The following is a 1,444-nucleotide window of genomic DNA, read 5'->3' as shown; positions in this document are numbered from 1 at the left end:
ATGCATCACCCTCTTCAGCACTCCCGCCGTTCGGCTTGCCATCCTGAGCCGTACCCGTGCCACCCTGCTCCACGCCCTCGGCCCTGCCAAGGGCGCGCGGATGGTTCCACCCATCATCCGCACGTTCGCGCTGGTCTTTGGCAAAGCGGTGGGCCATGGCCGTGGCGGCACCGCGCCCGCGGATGGCCTGCAGCGGAATGCGGATGTCCTGCGGCTGTGCAGGCAGGTCGTCGTCGGGAGGGGCAAGTGAACTCATGGCGATCGAGTGGTGGAGCAGCATGCACAATAAAACTGTTTATTTATACAGTATTTATCCACCACCTACAAACCTACCCCTCTGACAAAGCCCCAATTCGGTGCAAAGCCTTGCACCAACTCCTGGCGCACTTCTTGCTTCAACTTGGTGCAAATCTGTGGCGTCGGATGAAAACGCACCAGAGTCGATCAATCACTATCGCGAGGACGTTATGGAAGCACTCAAACAGGGCACAGATGCCTTGTTCATCTTGCTCGGGGCGATCATGGTATTGGCCATGCACGCCGGGTTTGCTTTTCTGGAGCTGGGCACAGTCCGCAAAAAGAATCAGGTGAATGCGCTGGTCAAGATCCTGGTGGACTTTTCGGTGTCCACGGTGGTCTATTTTGTGGTCGGCTACACCGTGGCCTACGGCACGCATTTCTTCATCGGTGCCGAATCGCTGGTGCAGCAAAGCGGCTATGCGCTGGTCAAGTTCTTCTTCTTGCTCACGTTTGCGGCTGCCATTCCGGCCATTGTGTCGGGCGGCATCGCGGAGCGCGCCAAGTTTTGGCCGCAACTGCTGGCAACAGCAGTCATCGTGGGCTTTGTGTACCCGTTTTTTGAGGGTATTGCCTGGAACCAGCATTTTGGTGTGCAGGGCTGGATCAAGGCGCTGACGGGCGAAGAGTTTCACGACTTTGCGGGCTCGGTGGTGGTGCACGCCATGGGCGGCTGGATTGCGTTGCCGGCGGTGATCCTGCTGGGCTCTCGCGCCAACCGCTACCGCAAGGACGGTGCGATCTCGGCCCACCCGCCGTCCAACATCCCGTTCCTGGCGCTGGGCGCCTGGGTGCTGGTGGTGGGCTGGTTCGGCTTCAATGTGATGAGCGCGCAGACCGTGGACAAGCTTTCGGGCCTCGTCGCTGTGAACTCGCTGATGGCCATGGTGGGCGGCACGCTGGCCGCCCTGGTGCTGGGCAAGAACGACCCCGGCTTTGTGCACAACGGCCCGCTGGCGGGTCTGGTGGCCGTGTGTGCGGGCTCGGACCTCATGCACCCGCTGGGTGCGCTGGTGGTCGGCGCGGTGGCCGGGGCCATTTTTGTGCTGATGTTCACCCTGACGCAAAACAAATGGAAGATCGACGACGTGCTGGGCGTATGGCCGCTGCACGGGCTGTGCGGCACCTGGGGCGGACTGGCTGCGGG

1 protein-coding gene and 1 pseudogene are annotated in these 1,444 nt (G+C 61.4%); one reads left to right on the top strand and one right to left on the bottom strand.

What is annotated here, in order from left to right; translation table 11 throughout:
- Positions 1-256 (bottom strand): annotated as a pseudogene (locus tag DBR23_RS30655) (hypothetical protein); the annotation flags it as partial.
- Between the two features lie 211 nt (positions 257-467).
- Between DBR23_RS30655 and DBR23_RS13380 the strand changes: the two are divergent.
- A partial coding sequence (locus tag DBR23_RS13380; RefSeq protein WP_108498581.1) for an ammonium transporter occupies positions 468-1,444 on the top strand: 977 nt, incomplete at its 3' end.

The organism is Acidovorax sp. HMWF018 (assembly GCF_003061035.1).
GTDB lineage: Bacteria > Pseudomonadota > Gammaproteobacteria > Burkholderiales > Burkholderiaceae_C > Acidovorax > Acidovorax delafieldii.
This window is presented reverse-complemented; position numbering and strand designations above follow the sequence as displayed.